The sequence below is a fragment of the Methanolapillus ohkumae genome, assembly GCF_032594355.1.
GTDB classification, from domain to species: domain Archaea; phylum Halobacteriota; class Methanosarcinia; order Methanosarcinales; family Methanosarcinaceae; genus Methanolapillus; species Methanolapillus ohkumae.
In genome coordinates this window covers 1,763,294-1,779,655 of sequence record NZ_CP131061.1, presented here as the reverse complement: position 1 = coordinate 1,779,655, position 16,362 = coordinate 1,763,294, and the positions used below count along the sequence as shown (strand labels likewise).

The following is a 16,362-nucleotide window of genomic DNA, read 5'->3' as shown; positions in this document are numbered from 1 at the left end:
ACGATTTTTAAAAATCGTGTTAATAACTTTCTGTTTCAATTGGATAAAAGAACTTTAATTTTATTTATCGGAGTTATGATTATGTTGAAAAAAATGACAATTTTGGCACTTGTTGCCCTTTTTGTTCTGATTTGCGCCGCCATGCCGGCATCCGCCCATTCTTTGATGATGATGTCCGGTGACAGTATCGCCGACGCGTCGGAGTGCGATATTTCCGACTACTTATTTCCGGCCGGCACCACAAAATCCATTATTATTGCCGGTGGACATGGTTACGAATACCAATATGTCGACACAAAAAATCCGCTGACATTAACGGTGGTCGCGCCGGATGGGACTGTCAAAAATATCACCACCGCCACAAAAATAGAAAATGTGACCGACATTTTCGCAAATGTCACATCCCCAGTCAGCTACCAGCAAGCCACTGTCACATTTGACCAAGACGGGATTTATTACCTCTACACGTTCCAGTCCACGACAAATACGACTTCCGGGATGGTCACCACAGAAGTTTCGAAAATGATGCTGTTTGTCGGAAACGGCACCTGGGATAATTATTCCAAAAATCTCGGACTTCCGCTTGAATTTGATCCGTACACACGCCTCAGCGCCGTTGAAGCCGGCGGCACCATTCACGGGCAAATCACAAGCAATGGCAGTCCCGTGACCAATATTTCCTTTTATGCGGAACAAGTCAACAATCTGACCACCGCCCAACAAAAACTCAATGAAATCACAACAAAATATCCATCCATCGGAGACGGCGGCGATATTTATTTGATTTATTCCAAGCGGTCCTTTGCCGACAACAACGGTAATTTCGTGTCCACCGTTTATGAGCCGGGTGTTTGGATGTATGTCGCAACCGGAGAAGCCGTAGGCAATCAAACTTACAAAACTACGTTTACGGTTCCGGTTTTGGAACCGCTTTCCGGCATGAATTCCGCCGAAAAAACAACCGACACGTCCTTGCCCGGATTTGAACTCATTGCCGGTATTTTGGCAGTCGTCGGCGTGATTTTGCTGGTCCGGAGAAAGTAATTTTTGAATTATTAAAACGAAAAGTAAAAACGAAAAATAAAGGGATTTCACAAAAGTGTTATCCCTCTCTTTTTTTAAATCTTCCTCTTTTTTTTCAGTATTTTTCGCGATTCTTCATTGTAAAAACCGGCTCTCCATTTAATCGGAACGTTTCTCAAAATCAAGATTGGCAAAGCATAAAGGAGTTAAAAAAGAATACTTTGAAACTTCACTTAAAGGAATGTGAATTTAGGTACAATTATAGAAACGAGGATTTATATCTTTTAATTCTAAAGATTATAAGAATAAATCCTCTTAACTCATCTTGACCCTATAACTAAAAAAAGAGGAATCGTATGATTATGCAATATTTGGTTATTTATCTCTTCTCGTAATGGTTTTGGCACCATTCATTTTAATGTCGGCAATAAAAAAATTCATAATCAGAAATTCCCAAATATGGAATGCATTTTATTGGCAGTTGGCGGTTTTGTTTTATGGTTCTGGCTAATTGCCACATTTTCATATCTGCCGGGGCAATGAATTCATTTCATTGCTTTTTTATTTTTTTTTTTGCTTTTTTGTTTCTCAGTGCGAATGCCGGTGGTGAATATCCGGATTGTGGCTGTGGCTGTGTTGTTCAGTTTTGTGGGTATGTTCATGGCTGTGAACGTTCTCCCTCTCATCATGATTAGAGTTATTTTCCTTATGGCTGTGGTGCCCGTCATCATGTCCATGCAAATGTTCGTGAACCAATTCCTCATGCACATGCGCATGGTCGTGATTTTCCCGGACCGCCAAATATGTTCCGGCGACCATTAAAACGGCGGCCAGCCAAAAAGAAATGTCCAGCGTCGTTCCAAAGATGATAAATGAAACAATGACGCCCATAAAAGGCGCCGCCGCATAATAAGTACTTGTCCGGGCCGCGCCCAAATGGCGCTGGGCTTTGACATATAAGAAAATACTGAGGCCATAGGATATAAACCCGAGAATCAAGGCACCCAAAACGTAATAGATTGAAAAGTTTGTCAGCTCCGCCCGCTCAAAGAATAAGAAAATAAGCGCGGCACCAAGGCCGGAACCGAATCCTTTGAGAATCACAATTTGCGCCGGATCCTTTTCCGACATGTTGCGCGTGCAATTGTTTTCAAGTCCCCAGCAGCAGCACGCCAACAGAACAAAAACCGATCCCATGGAAAACGCAATGGCAGAAATGTCGGTCCAATCCAAAGATAAAATTATGGATGCCAGCGTAATGATTCCAATCGCCATCCACATTCTTTTCCCCACGGCTTCTTTGAAAAAAACAAGGGCGATGACGGAAGTTGCGACCATTTCAAAATTAAACAGCAATGATGCGGTGTTGGCGGTCGCGGTCAAAAGCCCGAGCATTAAGAAAAACGGGGCGGCAATATCTAAAAGAATCATGAAAATGGTCCAAGGCAATTCTTTTTTTGTGATTTTTGCTTCCGCCTTTTCTTGTCCGGCCGCCCGGGTCATCAAATTGAGGGCCAAAATGCCGATTCCGGCGCCCAAATACAAAAGAGAAACCATCAGCATGGGCGGCAATCTTTCCAAAAACAGTTTTGAAAACGGTGCGTTGAGGCCAAACAAAAGAGCGGCGGTCAGAGCCAAAATGACCGCATAATTTTTACCGGCAATTTGTTGAGTTTTTGTCACGTCCATCACATATTGATTTTGATTTCATTTTCGGTTTTTTTGATTTGTTTCGTTTTTGATTTGTTTCGTTTTTGCTTTCATTTTTTGCTTTCATTTTCTGTTTTTTTTGATTTGTTTCATTTTTGATTTTTTTGTTTTTTTCTTTATATTCAGTGTTACGATTTATTCGGTCAGCTCTATTATTTTTCATATTTATTGTATAATTTGGAAGTAATCCGTCTCCTCAAATAAGCTCTTCCGTATATATAAATTGTGTTTTTACGCAATTAAATTTTCGTAATTTTTAATAAAACAAAATTTTACGTTTCGTTGAATAAGTGTTAAATACATAGACAATAATAACACAAAGTCTTATAAAAACGAAATAAATATTTATGGTTATTAGGTTACTATGGTTATTCTTAATGAATCGGATTCATTTTAATTACGGTTTTGAATTCTGGTTTATTTTTAAAAAATTCATTTAAGATCAATGGTGGAAAAATGATCGACGAAAAAAAAGTATCGGAAAAAGAATTAATGAGAATCGGTGTTTCGCTTCCGGATAATCTCCTGACGAAATTTGATAATATTATTGAGGAGCGTGGCTATTCTTCCCGGTCAGAAGGCATCCGTGATGCGATTCGCAGTTACATCAACCATTACGAATGGATGAACGACATCAAGGGAAAGCGTGTCGGAACGATCTCTTTGGTTTACGACCATACGAAGCGTGGCCTTTCCAATATGATGGCGGAAATTCAGCACGAGCACTCCAACATCATCAAGACATCTATTCATGTTCACCTGGACCATGAAAACTGTCTGGAAGTTGTTGTTTTGGAAGGAGACGGTGTTGAAATCAAATTGCTCGCGGAAAAAATCTTGTCTTTAAACGGCGTGAAATTTTCCAAATTAACAACGGTTCCATCTACGGATAAATTATAAAATGAAAAACTATTTTTAAAAATAAACTGAAAAATCAAAAAATATTTCCAAAAAGAGGACCATCTCTTTTTTTAAATTTGATTTATTTTGAACCGAATCGGTTCAATCGGCGTATGTCATTTTCAGAAAACCGGATCACTTTTGGAGATGTTATGTTGTCAATAACATCTCCGAAATCAATTTCATGCAACTTCTCTCCATTGGAGAGCAGAAGTTTATCCAAATCGCTGAAATATTCTAAGTTATAAATTCCATCTGTTTTTGCAAAAGATCTTTTCGGAAATGGCGGATCATGCCGAATAATCAAAACGTAATCTTCCCGAAACACGCGGTTTGCTTTTCTCACGTTTTGTCAAATTAACAAGAGAAATGTCTCCTTTTTCCGTCGTCGGAAATGGCACAGTCAACGACAAGCATGTATCGTTTTTCAGATTGTTGATTGGGTACGCCATCAATGAAAAAAGGAGGAGAAAAATGTAAGCCCTGGCGTGGATGAATCATCCAAATCAGTCCTCATCCGGATTTCTGTGAACATGAAGAACGTTTTTAATCATCCGAAGTTCGCTTTTCAAATCGGTGGCAGGATTGTCTTTTGGGATTTCCGGACGGTTTGTGTCGGCACATCCGGTTCGGTCTTGACAGTTTTAGTGTTTAACTTTTATTTTTTGTTTCGTGGACGATTTTTTTGAGTATGTCACCTATAATATAAATCGAGAAAACAAACGAGAAAAAAATCTGTGATTATGGAATCTAATATTCTAAAAAAAGAGTGAAGCGGGCCCGAAGGGATTTGAACCCCCGACCTATGGATTAAGAGTCCACCGCTCTGCCTGACTAAGCCACGGGCCCATCTTGATTTTTTAATTTAAGTTTGAATCCGAAGATTCATTTTAAAAATAAATCGTTATTCAAAAACGTTGTCTTGATTGATTTTTAAGAAACCGTCCTGAAACGAATATCCCATAATCCGCTTGACCTTATATAAATGTTTCCGAAAACCATTTTCGATGAGTAGAACAACATTTAGATGGACCTTTTTGTTTGTTTTCATTTGTTTTTTTGCCTAAATTTTTATTTGTTGCTTTTTGTTTTACTATTTTTTTCTAAAATATTTTCGGATTTTATTTTAATCATTTTTATTAATCGGGAGGAATTTATATAATCGGCGGTAATGTCGGAACCTATTTATATAATCCTTGATATGATGTGACTAATTAATTTATTAGATTATACTAAGCCTTCTCTTTTTGCTTTCGCAATTTGACATATATGGTTTGTTCTCTTTTAAATTAGTTTTTAAGCCGTCAAATTTTGTTTTTGGATTGAGAATGAAAAAAGCAACTTTTGGCAAATGAATTCAAAGGTAGATTAAAATGTTTAAAAATTCAATGTTTAAGAACAGTAACGAAAATGTCACCGCCCCGGTTTCCGAAGGCAAGACATATAATGTCAAAATCGAAGATATCGCCCAAAAAGGCGACGGCATTGCCAGAATTGAAGGCTATGTCATTTTTGTTCCGGACACCGCAGCCGGAGAAGAAGTCACCGTTAAAATCACACGCGTGCTTCCGAAATACGCTTTTGCAACAGTTGTCGAATAATTCGGCAGCAAAATGCTTTTTTAAGAAATGTTGAAATATTTTTCAACATTTTTTTGTTTTTATTTGTTTTCTCATCTGTTGTTTTTACCCGTTTTTGATTTCTTCTTGTTTTCAATTTTTCATTAACAGATTTGTGAATTCATCAGAACATTCCTTTAAAATGAACAAAGTCTGCATTTTTCAAAAAAAAGGTTAAAGAGATTTCAGAAAAACTCTTTAACCGGTATTGAATTTTTAAAATTATTTATTCATCTTTTAAATTTCACTTCTTTTTGTGATGGTGGGCCGCGAAAAAGTGAAGAATCATTGCCGCGAGTCCTATGATAATTCCATAGTAGGCGAGCTTTTCGATTTCCTTTAATTTTCTATTCTTGTTCTTTTTCTCTTTTTTGCCATACATATTTTCATCCTCCATTTCATCATCAAAGATGATTTCTTCATCTTCTTCAAAGAAAATTATTTCATCAATTTCATTATCTTTGTCCGTGCTTTTGACCGGAATTTTCTTGGCGGCGGACGTAGATTTTGTTGCGGCTTTTGTTGTAGCTTTTGCGGCCGGTTTTGCAGCCGGACCGGCTCTTGGTTTTGCCGCCGGCTTTTTTGCGGTGGTCTTAACGGTTGTTGATTTGGATGCTGCCGGTTTTGCCGCCGCTTTCGCAGCCGTCCGTGGACCGGTTGATTTTGTACCGGTTGTCTTCGTTCCGGTAGATTTTGTTCCGGCAGGTCTGGCACTTGTCGATTTTGTGCCGGTCTTTGCTGCCGCTTTTGTACCGGCGGTCTTTGCGGCCGGAGAAGCTTTTGGTTTTGCTGCGGCTTTTGTTCCGGCCGGTTTTGCTGTTGATTTCGGGGTGGCTGGTTTTGTGGCAGCAGGCGGTTTTTCAATCATTTTTTCAGGTGTTGTCATATCATCCATGATGTATCCCTCGAATTATGCAAATATAATAAAATAAACATGATTCAATATACTTTACAATTTATTAATTTTTTCAAAACACGGTTCTGAAACAATTAAAAACCACTATATTATATTATTATATATATAATTATTGATGTTGCCTTTCGTTCTTATTTTTGAATTTAAAAACAGTCTTTTTTGAAAAAAAGATAAAATTAACAAACAACAAATGACGCAAAACAATAAACGACAAACTGGAAACAAATGGTGTAAACGATTTACTGTAAACAAATGCAGCAACAAAAGTAAAATCGCATGCCGGACTTTAAAATAAGATTAAAAACAGCTCGTCGCTTTTGTTAAAGTTTTAAAAAAATATGTCGCCATAACGCGCGCATGCCGCCAAAAATAAAAAATGAGAACGAAAAGCAAAAAGAAAAAGCGAAAAAAATAAACGAAAAAGAATAACCGGGAATTAAATCAATTTCCCGATCGGTAATTTTTCTTCATCGGTTAACTTAATTCCCAAATCTTTCGCGTTTTCTTCCAACAGGATATCCACCATCGCCACCGACGGCGCGACATATTTGGCATTTTCAATTGGTCCGTACAGCAGAAAATCAGCGCCCAATGTTTGAGCAACCAGATTCGTACCGACATCGGCCGGCAAATAATATTCCTTGGGATTTTCTTTCGTTTTCTTAAAATCCCGAATCCAATCCCAAGCGGACGCCGTATTGTGAAAGCCGCCACCGGCCGGATAGCCGAGATGTCCTTTAATAGCAGTAATGCCGCGCATGGACGCGCCGGCGCCGGATCCGAGCGGAACGGCGGCAATGTCAATCAACGGCTTTGAAATCCCGCAATTTTTCGAAATTTGAAGCAATCCACCTTTTAAGCCGGCCCCTCCCTTTTCTAAAATTTCAACCTTTCCCAAAACCGTTGGGTTGACGGCATTAAACGCTAAAATAATGGCGGATTCGATATCACTTTCCGCAAGCGCTTGAATTTCTTTTTCTTCAATACTGGCATTGACCGAATTATAAATCGCACGATCACAGATGCCGATTTCTGTCGCGTAACGCGCGGCAAAAGCCCGAACTTCCCCATCGGACGAATCCATCAAAAACGGGGCTTTGTCCTCGATTTCAACAAACCAATCGATATAATTTTTAATCGCTTCCGGCGTTTCGCCCACCAATTGATTGGCACAAGCCACGCCGGTCTGGTCACAAATTTCCACTTGGTCGTTCCACAATTTTTCCGCCGCTGCCTTGTCAAAAAGACCCGCTTCCGCGTGGGTGACAATTTTGTGACGGTTGTAAAACATCGTTCCGATAATGACGGTTGGAACTTCGCCGGGCTGCCCGCCAAAACGAACGCCGCCGATCTCATAAATTTCCTGGGATTTGTCAAACTTAAACATAAAATTTCCTCATTTTTCAAAAACTCATCCAATCAGCAAGTAAACCAAAATTAAAAATAAACCGGCGGTAATTCCGTACAAAATACCGACTTCCCGTCCGAGTTTTTTTCCCATCCTCTGGGCAACTTCGGAACTGACAAATTCCGCTTTCTCATCCAATCGGTCCAGCCGGTTCAGTATTTCTTCATACTCGGCAATCTGAGATTCCGTCATCATCCTTTCCTCAAAAACTCTTTTGTCCAAAAATTTTCTAAAATAACTACAAATTAAGGTGAATTGCAATTTATTCCTTTTTCAATGAAACCTAAAATACGGTCCTTATAAAACCCCGAGAAGAACTAAAATCAAAATCGGGATAACAAACGCAAACATAAATGAAAATAAAAATCCAACCGAAAAACCTCTCCATCGGGTCGATTCAATTCCGGAATCTAATTTTAAAGATCGCGATGTCAATTGAGAACGCCGCTGAATGCTTTCCACCATCCGGTCAATGGAAAGGCTGTCCATGTTTTGTTTTTTTCCGGCCATTTTTTTCATCCTGTTTACAACAATAAAAAATCAAATTTACAAAATCAATAGTAAAAGACCAAATATCGCTAAAATAATCACAAATCCGACCGCAAAACCTTCCATTCGCCCGGCATGGTATCCGGCTTGGAATTTGTGGTAGTCGCCGATTCCGGCAATTTTTTGGTCGATCGCTTTTAGCCGCGCCATCATCACCAAAGACGACACATTTTCAATTCCCAAATATTCTCCGCCGGTTCCATCTCTTTTTGCAAAATCCGCCGGATCGACCCCGTTCTTTGAATCATTTTCAAGATCGTTTCCAATGCCTTTTGAATTTTGCGTGTCTTTCTCTTTCACATCCGGCAAAAGCGGCGGTTTAGAAAAGGCACCCGGGTCTTTTTGAAGACATTCTTGAATTTTACTTGAAATCAAACCGGTCTCTTCCACATTAATCATGTTAATGCATTCGATTTGTTCCATAAACCTGTCCACGGCATTCTTTGATAAATTTTCCACATAGGGAATTGCGCCCTTTGCGCCGACAATCCGGTTATTGGAAATGCCGTTTTTGTGAAGCATGAGAATCGCTTCTCCGGTGATGTGACCTTTCACTTCGGCACCGGCAACAATCAGATACCGGATATTTGGGTTTGAAACAATATGCGTTACCAGTTTTTCAATTCCCAGGTTTTCCGTTTTGCAGGACCCCGAAATCGCCGCGCCCGCCGCAATCAAGGCCTCATCTTCCAAATGAGACCCGCAGGTCACAACCGCGACACAAGACGTTTGATCGCCGGAACGGTATTCTCCTTTTAACATGGGCCAGCCGGCGGCAGCATTCTTTTTCTCAGGCATCTCAGACGCCTCCTGCCAAATAAATCGCGATTAAAAAAATACCGGCAACAATCAGACCGGCAATCATTCCATAAAATATATTCGTAATAAATCCGGCGCCAAATGATGTTTTTTCCCGGCCGCGCCAAGAATTGAGGAGCGGCTTATCCGGGGCCAGCGCATCCACAAGTCCATCCACCGCACGTTCCGCTTCATCCAGTTTTTTAATCAGCGCAATCATGGAGCGGTGTTGAGCCGTCGGCTTTTGTTTGGAAATGACAGATGTGAGCGGGTCCATGACCAGTTCCGTTTCCGGTGAAATTTGAATTTTCAAGTTATAACTCCTCCTCGGCCGGAAGCAGTCCGGCTTCTTTGATTGAGTAGGCGTCCCGTTTGACGTAAGCCCAATATTGATGATATGACATTCCTATGAAAACAATTGACATAAAGATTGTGACGAGGGGTCCGGTCAAACTTTTGGACATAAAAGATACAATTCCAAAAACCAGCATCAGCATAAACCCATCCAAAATTGTCAGCATCCGGGTCCGGTCCGGCATTTCGTCCGGTCCAAGACCGGCATTGTAGGAATGGAAAATAACCAGCGCGCATCCGATAAATCCGAGGGCGATGATCCCGCCGGTCAAATAATTGAGCATATCGATCGTTTCCGCACTTCCGAAGATGAGAATAAAAGAGGCGTAAAAGGCCAGCATACTTCCGGCTGTAATCTCCGCCATCCGGGTTTCCATCGCCGGTATTTTCATGCCGATGACATGATTGACCAGCCATCCACCGGTCCAGCCGGTAACGGCAGCCAGAACAAATCCGATCACCGCTCCCCACAAAGTGTGAAGAGACAGCGCAAAAAGCGCAATAATCATGCTCATTCCGGCGCCGTACATACCAATCGACGGAACACCTGTTCCAAGTCCGTATTTTGCGACCCGCCGGACAGCGCCCGCCGCCCACACCAGCGCGCAAACCATACCGATTCCGGCCAAAAATGAAAATGCGACGGGGGGAATGTATGTGTTTCCGCCGGTAATTTCCAAAATAATTCGGGGCAAGACGGCCGGCAAAATAATTCCGGCAAACGCTCCCAAAATTCCAAGGAGGGCAACGGTTTTTTGGGAAGAAATTTTTTTTGGCGGAATCTTTTTAGTTTTTTTCGAATCTTTTTCAGAAGGTGCCACTTGGACGGTTTGAACCGTTCCAAAACTCATTAAAACCATATTCCCCCTCCGATAAATTGAATGACCAGAACACACAAAAAGCCAAAAACAAATGTCATAATGGCGGAAACCAAGGCGGCTTTTTTCCATTTTTTGAATTTCGGGTCGTGAAATCCTTCAATGGTTCCGGAAATGTTGTAGGACGCAATGACCGCGTTGATGAAAAATAAGGCGATGGACAACATGATGGCAACAGAGGCGGCCGTCACCGGCAAAACTAACATTCCGCCGCATAACGTAAATAGGATTTCAAAAATGAGCGACCCACCCAAACCGCCTAAAAATCCGCCGATAAGACCGCTGATAAAGCAAACGGTTGGGATACCATGCCCTTCCGTTCCTTTGGACACGTAAATATCTTGTCGGTCTTTGGTAATGGGATCCTTTGCCGATTTTCCGGAAGCCGGCGGACAGCCGACACCATAAATGTAAACCGTGTTTGCCATCAGCATCACCACAGCGATCATAATTGTTGACCCGATCGCGCCTAAAAATAAAACCAGTCCGAAATCATGGGTTTGAAGGGAGACGGCAGCCGCAATCAATAGTCCGGTCAGTCCGGCGCCTGCCGCAAGCTGTGTGGTTCCGGTTCCGACTCCGGTGGCTTGTGCCATTGCGGCCGGCGCGCCGCCGACCGGAATGAAATGAACACTGAGTGAAATTAAAACGCCGCCGGCTGCAATAAAGATTACCGGCCACAAAAGTTCGAAAAAATCATCGATGAGATAATACACGTATCCAATTTCCGTGGCAATCATTCGGTAACCTCCGTTTTATCTTCCCGGTAAGGTCCGTATTTTTTGCGGGCGGCTTTTTCCAAAATCCGGTTGGCCGCAAACAAAAAAATCGTTATGAGAAGTCCGGTCCCAACCCCGAGCCATCCGATCAGGTTTCCATATTCCGGAGAAAACACAAGAATGATCCACGAAGTTGTAAAAAGAACTATGGAAAAGGTGAGTCCGGTGGCCGGTCCGCCGAATTTGGAGCAGAACCAAACATTGTCAAATCCGGTTCGAACGCCGGATTCTGCTTTTCGGACAATGTTTCCGGAATAAGAGGCATTCACACCGGCACCGAATTCCATATTTTGGAATAATCTTTCCGCGCCGTAATGAATATCGCCGATGGATGACCCGATGGAGCCGGCGGAAATGCCGAGAATCAGTGCAATGATCGGCAGCGGAATCGGTGTTTTTAAGTAAACGATCATCAAGTAGGAAATAATGAGGACAAAAACAGTGGTTAAAAAAGCGTATGACATAATAACCGGCAGATGGGACCGCCAAATGTCTTTGTAAAAGGGTTGTTTAAATCGTTTTTGGCTGGCGATTCGTCCCATAAAAGACGTGGTGGAAAGCATGCCATGAACCATCGCGGCAACAAAAGCACCGCCTGCAATGGAAAATACGGCCGTAAATCCGAGAACGTTCATGAAAATCACCGCCATGACAGCACCAACTGTACACATCATGGCATTTGAAAGCGGTTCTCCGGAAATGGCTTTGTTAAATAAGCGGTGCGGATATCCCATCTGAGGGGCCAGCTGTACTTGCGAATTTGGGTTACTTTGTGAGCCGACGTCCGATTCCAAATCCTCGGACCAGCCGGCGATAGCAGCCGCTGCGCCGATAATTGCCAAAACGCCAAGTCCGATAAACGGGTCCATTTGTATCCTCTTTTTTAAAAATCCGGTCAATTCGAAGGGCATTGCCGAATAATTTCGTTAAATTGCCGGTTTTTCTATGAACAAGGCATATCCTTTTAAAAACTTTATGAACAAAAGAGGAAAAATAATTTTTATAAAAATTAACAGGTTTTTTTATTTTTAACTTTCTCAAAAACAAAAGGATTTAATCCTTTTGTGTCCTTGTTGCCTGCATGAAATTCGGTGCTTCTACTTTTGCGGGTTCTCTTTCCGATTTGAATGTCTTGGTTGATTCGATTGAACTTTACATTCCGAAAATGAATCTTTATTCCGGGCGGGTTCTTCAAAAGGACCGTCTGAATTTGTTTTTAGACGAATTTTTTTCCTACGATCTTTTATGTACGGCGCACGCGCCGTATTTCCCGGATTTTTCCGGAGAATATCCGCCGGATTTGTCGGTGGACATGTCCGACTTAAATGGCGCTGACCTTCGATTGTTAACGGAAGCCATTGATATTACGGCACTGGCGGGTGGCGATGTTTTGGTTCTCCACCCGGGAAGAATCACAGACGCTCCCAAAAAATCATTTTGGCGCATGGTTCATAATTTAAGACTCTTGGCCAAGTATGCCGAAGATGCCGGCGTTCTTTTGGGTCTTGAAAACAAGGAAAAAACAGATCCACTTAATTTATGTTGCGACGCGGAAGAACTGATGTCGGCTGTCAAAGCGGTGGACTCCGAATACCTGGGTGCCGTTTTAGATATCGGTCACGCGAATCTGACATGCGGCGGAGACCAAAAAAAATTAGCCGAATTCGTAAAAACGGTTTCACCGGATGTTGTTCATGTTCATGTTCATGACAATCATGGCCGAAACACCGGACAATACAATGGGGACGAACATTTATGTCCGGGACAGGGAATTATTGACTATTCCGTTTTAAAAAATTTGGGCCGCTTCGATGGGATTTTTAATTTTGAATTATTTTCGACGGATGAAATCCCTTTAGGAAAAGAATATGTGTCAAAAGCGTTTATTTAATATCATTCGCATCTTTATTTATCTTATATTATCGTATCATTAATTAAATTTCAGGCGGGATAATCATGATGATGAAGGACAGAGGCAAATTAGTTATTTGGCCCGTCAGTTTGGACCGGTCAAAAACACGGGCGGACGGAAGAATTATTTCTAAAAAAAGTGCCATCCAAGAGCCGCAGATTGATGAAATTTTAAAAGCCGCTCAAAAATTAGGATTGGAGCCGGAATTGGAATCGGATAAATCCTACCCGCGTTCCTGGTGGGAAAACAGCGGCCGATTACTGATTTCAAACACACAGCCCAAAACGGCGGCGGTTCGGCAAATCGCGGCCCAAATTAAAAAAGCGCGCGGAGAATAATTTTTCCGGCGTCACTTTTTTATTTTATCATTTTTTATTTTTCGGGTGGCGTCATGCGCGCGTTATGGCGGCGCATTTGAATGAATTCAACAAAACCGGGGTACGGTTTTTTAAAAACCAAAAACGGGAAATTATTTTTAATTTTTTTCTTTTACTTTTTCCGCATCTTTTTCTTTATTTTTCGGACCGACATAATACGGAAGTTTGGCGCCTTCCGGAATGGTGTGGATGTATTTGGACCGGAATTCTTTGTCACGCATGAGGCAGACCATGGATTGTTTTTTGTAGGCGGGGAATTTTCCGATATTTTCCCAAATTTCCGCCAGCGGTTCTTGGGTGACATTTCCAAAAGAAAGGGGGGTGTACGGGCACGGTAAAACATCTCCGGTGGACGCGACATGCATCCAGCGGCTTCCGGCAAAGCAACCAAACATGTCCGGACCCAACAGATACGGCAGCGCGGAAACGCGTGGTCCGCCCGGTGTTGAATTAATTCTTTTATGGAATTCTTCCAGACGCTTGGCATCGACACGCGTGATGACTTCATCTTCATGATTTTTCCAATTGCCGACCGCAATGATTCCGGTCATGGACATTTCGTCCATTTCAAGTTCGGTCGCAAGTGCGTATAACTCTTCCAAGTTGTCGATATTGTACGGAGAAATGGTCAGGTACATGTCGGTCATGATGCCGGCGGCTTTCGCGTTTTTCACAGCGGCAATGGCGTCTTCAAAGGCACCTTTTCGTCCGCGGAAACGGTCATGAACTTCCGGGTCCGCGCTGTCAAAACTGATCTTTACGGAATTCAGGCCCGCATCCGCAAGTGCTTTTGCCCGTTCTTCATTGAGACGAAATCCTGAGGTGAACATGGAAACGGTCGTCCGATCTTTGTCAATTGCTGCAACAATTTCCGGCAAGTCTTTTCGAAGCATCGGCTCGCCGCCATCCAGAGTCACCAAATATGTTCCCATATCGAGCGCCTGCGAAATTGCGCCGGTTACCTGTTCAAATGTCATTTCTTTGTTGGGCTGCATCATGTCGGCGGCACCGCAGTGAATACATTTGTTCGGACAGCGGGGCGTCACGCCGATTGAAAATTGATCGGGTATTCTTTTTTTGAAAAGGGAAAAATTAATTTGAGAATGAATCATACGGCTAAAAACAGGTCCGGGAATCGGCGGAATCCAGGTCGAAAAAATAATTTTATCTTCCGTCACGGAAATCGGTTTTTCTTCTTGGAAAACTTTGTTAATCCGGTCAATCACCGGCTTGGCGGCTAAAGAAAGAGGGCCGATCGCATTAAAAACAACTTTTCCGGAAATAATTTCGGCGTTGATCTTCACCACTTTATAATCATAAATTTGCATTCCATTTCTCCGAGATTTCTTTGGTAATTTGATTTAATTTTGGTTAATTATATTGTGTAATTTTGCTAATTTTATTTGATTTTTGTCTAATTTTGTTAAATTTTATTTTGATTTTTTGTTTTATTTTTGAATAATGTGAAATTTCAATGAGTTGTGTGGGTCTTAATATAAATACGATACTGTAATACTTTTCCGATGTGCATTCATTTGTGTATTTATTCGTCAGGGAATGAAAATTATGTCTTTAGATTCCGAATCGATTCGAAAAAAAGAGTCACTTTTGGCGCTGGAAGATCTTTTAATTCGATTGAAAAGCGAAGAAGTTTCTTCCCGCTCGGTGATTGTCGTCGAAGGCCGCCGGGATATTTTATCTCTCCAAAAATTAGGAGTCGGCGGTTTGATTTTTCCATGCGCATTTCAACCGACGGCGAAATTTTGCGAACAAATTGCCGAATTGAAAAAAGAAGTCATCATTTTGACAGATTGGGACCGGCGCGGCGGAATTTTAGCGTCCCGTTTGTTTGAACAATTTAAAAATTTGGATGTCACGTGCAATTTGGAAATTCGGGAAAAAATATTATTTTATACCAAAAAAGAAATAAAAGATGTCGAAAGCCTTTATTCATATGTTTCAAAATATCGTCGGGAATTTCATTTTCATTCGGAAGAGGATGATTTTTAATTGAAAAATGATAAATCTGAAATTTTGAAAAAAAAATGTCATGACCTAAAAAACAGGACATGACAAATTCTTAAAATTAAAAAAAAGTTGATTTAATTTTACTTCTATATTTGTATTTTTTTTTACGTATCTTCTTTTCGCGGCTTGATGGCGTTTGTGAATCTTCGGTCAAAGTCCGGGAAATTGTCGTAATTGTTCATGAGTTCGTCGTACACCTTTTCATGCCGAGGACTGATGATAATGATGTGTGCCGGCGGATGAATCTTTTTCAGATTACTGATGGCGGCCCCCGGCGGCGTGTCCAGCTGAACAAGAGACGCGGAACAACATTCATTTTTGAGTGTGACACTCATCACATTCATCAAAATCTGGTCGGCATATTTGGTTGCGATATTTTTAGGATTGTCACTAAATTGCATGTGCCCGTAAGTTTCTAAGTCATGCAATGCAATTTTTACTTTGTCAGGGTCATCTGCTCGAATTAAAGCGAAAGATTTCATTTTTATCCACCACATATTACATTTTTAACTCATTTTCTATTGAAACATTTGTTTCCATTTTCCGTTTTTGCGAATCTTTGTTTTTTTGCCGTTTTAATTGTTTTTGGTTTTAAGTCGTTTTTGTTTTCAATGGACGTTTTTAATTAACTGATTTTGTTTTTTATGGACGTTTTTGGTTTTTTAGTTGAATTGTTTTTTATTTTTTCCACGAATGGTTTTTGTAAATGATTATCTATTATACATTGTCTTAAATTATATTGAATTATATTGAATTATATTGAATTATATTGAATTATATTAGATTATATAATATCAATTCTTGAAAAATAAATTTTCTGTTGTCGGAATTATCTTCTTCAACTTCTATTTATGTTCCATCAATTTTTATAAAATAATATTCTGTCATCCGTTTCCAATTTTTTGTTGATAATAAAGCGACATGAACCTTAATGATATTTTCCCTATAAATGTTTTTAAATTTTTCGGGAATTATGTAATTATTTATTATGTAAATCTTCTCATAAATCTTTAATCTATTTTTATTATCATGTTAATATATTTAAATCTATATGGGGTCTTCTGCACAAGCTGCTTCTTGAAGCAATTCTCATATATATTTATTAAAAATA

20 protein-coding genes, 1 tRNA gene and 1 pseudogene are annotated in these 16,362 nt (G+C 40.8%); 7 read left to right on the top strand and 15 right to left on the bottom strand.

The window, feature by feature from the left end; translation table 11 throughout:
• Positions 1-81: 81 nt before the first annotated feature.
• Both MsAm2_RS07875 and MsAm2_RS07870 read left to right on the top strand, forming a co-directional pair.
• Complete coding sequence (locus MsAm2_RS07875; protein ID WP_338097701.1) at positions 82-1,044, top strand: DUF4198 domain-containing protein; 963 nt, start codon at positions 82-84, stop codon at positions 1,042-1,044.
• A 151-nt stretch (positions 1,045-1,195) separates the two neighbouring features.
• A pseudogene (locus MsAm2_RS07870) lies at positions 1,196-1,352 on the top strand (IS1595 family transposase); the annotation flags it as partial.
• 259 nt (positions 1,353-1,611) lie between these two features.
• On the opposite strand, the gene MsAm2_RS07865 reads toward MsAm2_RS07870, so the two are convergent.
• Complete coding sequence (locus MsAm2_RS07865) at positions 1,612-2,712, bottom strand: DMT family transporter (protein WP_338097700.1); 1,101 nt, start codon at positions 2,710-2,712, stop codon at positions 1,612-1,614.
• The gene (locus MsAm2_RS07860; protein WP_338097699.1) at positions 2,678-2,896 is read right to left on the bottom strand and encodes a hypothetical protein; all 219 of its coding nucleotides are present in this window, start codon (positions 2,894-2,896) and stop codon (positions 2,678-2,680) included. The genes MsAm2_RS07865 and MsAm2_RS07860 overlap by 35 nt, the downstream gene beginning before the upstream one ends.
• A gap of 293 nt (positions 2,897-3,189) precedes the next feature.
• Between MsAm2_RS07860 and nikR the strand changes: the two genes are divergently transcribed.
• Positions 3,190-3,633, top strand: a complete 444-nt coding sequence (gene nikR / locus MsAm2_RS07855; protein ID WP_338097698.1) for a nickel-responsive transcriptional regulator NikR — start codon at positions 3,190-3,192, stop codon at positions 3,631-3,633.
• An 82-nt stretch (positions 3,634-3,715) separates the two neighbouring features.
• On the opposite strand, the gene MsAm2_RS07850 is transcribed toward nikR, so the two are convergent.
• Together MsAm2_RS07850 and MsAm2_RS07845 are read right to left on the bottom strand one after the other, a co-directional pair.
• On the bottom strand, positions 3,716-3,979 hold the full coding sequence (locus MsAm2_RS07850) for a hypothetical protein (RefSeq protein ID WP_338097697.1): 264 nt from the start codon (positions 3,977-3,979) through the stop codon (positions 3,716-3,718).
• Between the two features lie 429 nt (positions 3,980-4,408).
• A tRNA-Lys gene (locus tag MsAm2_RS07845) sits at positions 4,409-4,482 on the bottom strand.
• A 524-nt stretch (positions 4,483-5,006) separates the two neighbouring features.
• Between MsAm2_RS07845 and MsAm2_RS07840 the strand changes: the two genes are divergently transcribed.
• Positions 5,007-5,234, top strand: a complete 228-nt coding sequence (locus tag MsAm2_RS07840; protein ID WP_420846964.1) for a TRAM domain-containing RNA chaperone — start codon at positions 5,007-5,009, stop codon at positions 5,232-5,234.
• 262 nt (positions 5,235-5,496) lie between these two features.
• Here MsAm2_RS07840 and MsAm2_RS07835 read toward each other — a convergent pair whose 3' ends face one another.
• From MsAm2_RS07835 to mtrE, 9 genes are all read right to left on the bottom strand, one after another.
• On the bottom strand, positions 5,497-6,147 hold the full coding sequence (locus MsAm2_RS07835) for a hypothetical protein (RefSeq protein WP_338097696.1): 651 nt from the start codon (positions 6,145-6,147) through the stop codon (positions 5,497-5,499).
• A 457-nt stretch (positions 6,148-6,604) separates the two neighbouring features.
• Positions 6,605-7,555, bottom strand: a complete 951-nt coding sequence (mtrH, locus tag MsAm2_RS07830; RefSeq protein WP_338097695.1) for a tetrahydromethanopterin S-methyltransferase subunit H — start codon at positions 7,553-7,555, stop codon at positions 6,605-6,607.
• 24 nt (positions 7,556-7,579) lie between these two features.
• Entirely contained in the window at positions 7,580-7,768 is a 189-nt protein-coding gene (gene mtrG, locus MsAm2_RS07825; protein ID WP_338097694.1) for a tetrahydromethanopterin S-methyltransferase subunit MtrG, read from the bottom strand.
• A 105-nt stretch (positions 7,769-7,873) separates the two neighbouring features.
• Positions 7,874-8,086 carry a tetrahydromethanopterin S-methyltransferase subunit F gene (gene mtrF / locus MsAm2_RS07820; protein WP_338097693.1) on the bottom strand — a complete coding sequence of 71 codons (213 nt, stop codon included), beginning with the start codon at positions 8,084-8,086 and terminating at the stop codon, positions 7,874-7,876.
• Positions 8,087-8,122: 36 nt separating this feature from the next.
• Entirely contained in the window at positions 8,123-8,923 is an 801-nt protein-coding gene (gene mtrA, locus MsAm2_RS07815; RefSeq protein WP_338097692.1) for a tetrahydromethanopterin S-methyltransferase subunit A, read from the bottom strand.
• Between the two features lies 1 nt (position 8,924).
• Positions 8,925-9,236, bottom strand: coding sequence for a tetrahydromethanopterin S-methyltransferase subunit MtrB (gene mtrB / locus MsAm2_RS07810; protein WP_338097691.1), 312 nt, complete (start codon positions 9,234-9,236; stop codon positions 8,925-8,927).
• A gap of 1 nt (position 9,237) precedes the next feature.
• Positions 9,238-10,137 (bottom strand): tetrahydromethanopterin S-methyltransferase subunit MtrC, encoded by a 900-nt coding sequence (gene mtrC, locus MsAm2_RS07805; protein ID WP_338097690.1) that lies wholly within the window; start codon positions 10,135-10,137, stop codon positions 9,238-9,240.
• Positions 10,128-10,895: a tetrahydromethanopterin S-methyltransferase subunit D gene (gene mtrD / locus MsAm2_RS07800; protein ID WP_338097689.1), complete on the bottom strand. Its 768-nt coding sequence runs from the start codon at positions 10,893-10,895 to the stop codon at positions 10,128-10,130. Before mtrD ends, mtrC begins: the two co-directional genes overlap by 10 nt.
• Positions 10,892-11,803, bottom strand: a complete 912-nt coding sequence (gene mtrE / locus MsAm2_RS07795) for a tetrahydromethanopterin S-methyltransferase subunit E (RefSeq protein WP_338097688.1) — start codon at positions 11,801-11,803, stop codon at positions 10,892-10,894. The genes mtrD and mtrE overlap by 4 nt, the downstream gene beginning before the upstream one ends.
• A gap of 212 nt (positions 11,804-12,015) precedes the next feature.
• Here mtrE and MsAm2_RS07790 point away from each other — a divergent pair, with 212 nt between their 5' ends.
• Positions 12,016-12,825, top strand: a complete 810-nt coding sequence (locus MsAm2_RS07790) for a sugar phosphate isomerase/epimerase family protein (protein ID WP_338097687.1) — start codon at positions 12,016-12,018, stop codon at positions 12,823-12,825.
• Between the two features lie 65 nt (positions 12,826-12,890).
• Entirely contained in the window at positions 12,891-13,184 is a 294-nt protein-coding gene (locus MsAm2_RS07785) for a signal recognition particle protein Srp19 (RefSeq protein WP_338097686.1), read from the top strand.
• A 137-nt stretch (positions 13,185-13,321) separates the two neighbouring features.
• On the opposite strand, the gene MsAm2_RS07780 is transcribed toward MsAm2_RS07785, so the two are convergent.
• Positions 13,322-14,551 (bottom strand): radical SAM/SPASM domain-containing protein, encoded by a 1,230-nt coding sequence (locus tag MsAm2_RS07780; RefSeq protein ID WP_338097685.1) that lies wholly within the window; start codon positions 14,549-14,551, stop codon positions 13,322-13,324.
• 238 nt (positions 14,552-14,789) lie between these two features.
• Between MsAm2_RS07780 and MsAm2_RS07775 the strand changes: the two genes are divergently transcribed.
• Positions 14,790-15,233, top strand: a complete 444-nt coding sequence (locus MsAm2_RS07775) for a toprim domain-containing protein (RefSeq protein WP_338097684.1) — start codon at positions 14,790-14,792, stop codon at positions 15,231-15,233.
• Positions 15,234-15,355: 122 nt separating this feature from the next.
• Here the strand turns inward: MsAm2_RS07775 and MsAm2_RS07770 are convergent, their stop codons facing one another.
• Positions 15,356-15,733 (bottom strand): DUF356 domain-containing protein, encoded by a 378-nt coding sequence (locus tag MsAm2_RS07770; protein ID WP_338097683.1) that lies wholly within the window; start codon positions 15,731-15,733, stop codon positions 15,356-15,358.
• Between the last annotated feature and the right edge of the window lie 629 nt (positions 15,734-16,362).